This is a genomic window from Clostridium sp., from assembly GCF_017888565.1.
GTDB lineage: Bacteria > Bacillota > Clostridia > Clostridiales > Clostridiaceae > Clostridium.
The window spans coordinates 1-2,953 of sequence record NZ_JAGHFX010000007.1 but is presented as its reverse complement, the minus strand read 5'-3'; the positions used below and the strand labels follow the sequence as shown (position 1 = coordinate 2,953).

The window sequence follows — 2,953 nt, the reverse complement described above, 5'->3', positions numbered from 1 at the left end:
CTATTTCATTATTTGAGAACCTTATTTTACTCATATTAAATCACCTCATAACTTTATTGTACAAAAAAAGAACCTATATAGATAGACTCTCTTTTATAAGTGTCCATCTTATAGGTTCCATTTTAATTTTCTCCTACTTCTTCTTTAAAAAGCCTTGAAAAATATTCATGTGATAGATATATATGCTTAGACACATCCATAAGAGAAATATGATTTTTATAATTACTATCTATATACTTCAAAGCTTTCTCTATAGATCTTGAATTTACTTTAGCCTTAATAGTATTCTGTTTATCTAATTTCTCTCCATCCCTAATCTTGACCCTAGATTTTATTCTTTCATTTATCTTATATAGTATTTCACTAAGTTCCTTAGGCCTAATATCAGATTTTATTAAATACTCATAAACTCCACAACTTATAGCTTCCTTAGCATAAGAAAATTCTGCAAAATTTGTTAGTATTATTATATACACTTCTGGTATCACTTCTTTTATCCTTTTAGATAATTCTATTCCATCCATAACCGGCATCTTTATATCTGTTATAATAACATCTGGTGTATCTTTCACAGCAATATCATAAGCTTCTTTTCCATTACTTACACTGCCTATTATATTGAAATCATCTGAAATATTTTTTATAGTATATCCAATCCAGTCTCTTATTGGTCCTTCATCCTCTACAACTAGTATATTTAACATAGTTTATCCTCCTTATTTGGGTAATTTAAATATTACTCTTGTCCCATTCCCTTCTTGGCTTTCTATCTCAATACCATAATCCTTTCCATAATTTAATTGTATTCTTTCGTGAACATTAATCAATCCTACTCTATTTATAGATTCTTTATTCTTAAAAACATTATTTATTTGAACGCTACTCATCCCCTTACCATTATCGCTTATTTCTATAATTATATATCCATCGTTAATATAACCTCTTATTTTTATTTCACCTTTACTATTTTCACTCTCCATACTATAAAAAATAGCATTTTCAACTATTGGTTGTAATATTAGCGCTGGAACCATTATATTTTTTATATTTTGATCTATTCTTATGTCTACTTTAAAGCCATTAGGATACCTAATTTGCTGAAGCTCTATATAAGCCTTAATTATTTCTATTTCATCCTCTAATGAAATGAGTTCACTAGCCCTAGGCAATATATTTCTTAACAATTTAGAAAATTTATATAACATTTCTTCTGCATCATCATTTCTATTCATTGAAACTAAAAACCTAACTCCACTTAAAGTATTATATAGAAAATGAGGATTAATTTGTGCTTGCAAAAAACTCAACTCTGCTATACGTTTTTGCTTCTCCTTTTCCTTTATTTCTTCTATGGAATCATCTAACCATTTAACCATATCATTAAAAGATCCCTCTAACATACCTATTTCATCATTCCTATCAACCTTAACTTTAACTTTTAAATTTCCTCCCATTACTTTTTCTATTGTATTTTTTATATTTATAACAGGTTCAGTAACCCAAACAGAAATCTTATAAATAACTATAAATGAAATAATTATTACTAAAATTAAAGTAAGTAAAAACTTTTGTGTTATTTGCTTTATAGGTTGTCTAACTATATGTAGGGGGATTTCTTCAATTATTGACCATCCATATCTATCTAATGTAGATACCATGCTCATAAATTCTACATTATCTCTTTCAAATATTGAATACCACTCCTCTGTTTCTATATAACTTCCGTAATCTAATTCTTTATAATAATTTTTCCCTATTAAACGTTTATCTTTACTTGATATTATATTTCCTTTTATATCTATAATATATATATTCCTACCATCCTTAATAATTTTATTATACCTATCATAAAGCATTTTCTCACTTACATCCATGATAAGCACTCCTAATGTTTCATCTGTAATTAAGTCCTTTATTGCTCTTCCCATTCTGAATATACATTTATAAGGACCTATACCTTCTTCGTCTTCAAATGTACTGATAAGAACAGTATTTCCATTAGCTTCAATTATTTTGTTATACCAAAGCTCATTTTTTATTGAGTCCATAGTATATTTATTTTTAGAATATTCACTAAAATTTAAATCATTTTCAGAAATTACATAAAGCTCAGGCTTCATATTATACTTTCCGTATTTCCATACTTGTTCGTTTAATAACCCCTCTACATATTTACTTGATTCAATAACATCATCTGTATTTTCAATTACTTCATCTGATCTAATAGATAAAGCACTTACTAATTTATTATCCTCAACAATGTTATTTCCAATCTCCTCAATATTTGATACTAATATAGAAATATTATCTGAGACTTCTTCTAAAATTTCACTGTTCATTTTCCCCATTTCAACTTGAACTATCTTATTTGTATCCTTTATTGACCATGTTCCTATAACTACAGAAACAATTACTATAAATAAATTTAAAAGTAAACATAACTTTAAAGTTATACTCTTTGTTTTCATAAACTTAAATCCTCTTATTAATATATTTGCATCTTTTATACAAATTATTTTACTAAAATTATCTCATATATGTCTATCTTTATTCTACTAAAAGTATTTAAATATATAAGTTACTATGATGATTTAATACTTTAAAAATATCTAAGTAATTTATAGTATATAAATACCGTTATTGTTCTAGTAACTTATTTATATATTGTTATTAATAATAAAGGATCTGTATCAAAATAAGTTTTAATATTAGCTAATAAAAAATGAAATTCTAATTCGCGCTTACATTTTTTCGCATATATAAATAATAAATAAAATTTCTATTTAAGTTTAAAAACATCTTTAAGTAAGTAAAATCAATGGTTTAAAAGGGGCTCACGAAATGGTCTTACCCCCATTATGTAGACAGTCAATAAAAGGTCGTGTACAATCTACATAATGGGGTGATTTTTTATGTCAATAAAGCACAAAGCTTATAGTGCAGAATTTAAAAT

At 25.9% G+C, this 2,953-nt stretch carries 2 protein-coding genes; both read right to left on the bottom strand.

Going from position 1 to position 2,953, the window contains the following annotated elements; genetic code table 11:
* Window positions 1-122: 122 nt before the first annotated feature.
* A complete protein-coding gene (locus J7M87_RS01375; protein ID WP_291647934.1) occupies window positions 123-704 on the bottom strand; it encodes a response regulator in 582 nt (193 codons plus the stop codon).
* Between the two features lie 12 nt (window positions 705-716).
* Entirely contained in the window at window positions 717-2,468 is a 1,752-nt protein-coding gene (locus J7M87_RS01370) for a sensor histidine kinase (protein WP_291647932.1), read from the bottom strand.
* Window positions 2,469-2,953 lie beyond the last annotated feature (485 nt).

Coding starts and splice junctions, on each gene's coding strand:
- J7M87_RS01375 (WP_291647934.1), bottom strand. CDS start 704: ATGTTAAATATACTAGTTGTAGAGGATGAAGGACCAATAAGAGACTGG.
- J7M87_RS01370 (WP_291647932.1), bottom strand. CDS start 2,468: ATGAAAACAAAGAGTATAACTTTAAAGTTATGTTTACTTTTAAATTTA.